General features: G+C 47.0%; 1 protein-coding gene. It reads right to left on the bottom strand.

Annotated features, from left to right (window positions below):
* A partial coding sequence (locus tag AB4496_RS28530) for a BCCT family transporter (RefSeq protein WP_372133438.1) occupies window positions 1-509 on the bottom strand: 509 nt, incomplete at both ends.

Below are 509 nucleotides of genomic sequence, written 5' to 3'. Positions count from 1 at the left end.
GTTCTCGATGTATGCCATCAATGTTGTAGGGATTGAACCTAGAGTCACTGCGTAGCCGATTAGAGCTACTAGGATAAGCAGTAGGAAAGCAACCAACATGTTGATGTTACTGATCACTTTAACGCCACCATCAATACCACGAAGTACGGATACGACCGCTAGCAAAGTTACTACGGTAATAACAATGACTTGTAACCCTAAGCCTGCCTCAATGCCGAATACATGCTGAATACCACTTGCCGCTTGTTGCGCACCAAGGCCAAGCGATGTCGCCAAACCAAACAGGGTTGCAAGTACAGCAAGAATATCAACGATGTGACCAGCCCAGCCCCACGCTCTATCACCTAAAATTGGGTAGAAGATAGAACGAATTGAAAGCGGTAATCCCTTGTTGTAAGAGAAGAAAGCCAGTGAAAGCGCCACAACACCATAAATAGCCCAAGGGTGAAGCCCCCAGTGATACATGGTTGCACCGAGTGCTAGTTTTGCAGCTTCTGGGGTATTTGCCT

The organism is Vibrio sp. 10N.222.46.A1, from assembly GCF_041473595.1.
GTDB lineage: Bacteria > Pseudomonadota > Gammaproteobacteria > Enterobacterales > Vibrionaceae > Vibrio > Vibrio tasmaniensis_A.
This window is presented reverse-complemented; position numbering and strand designations above follow the sequence as displayed.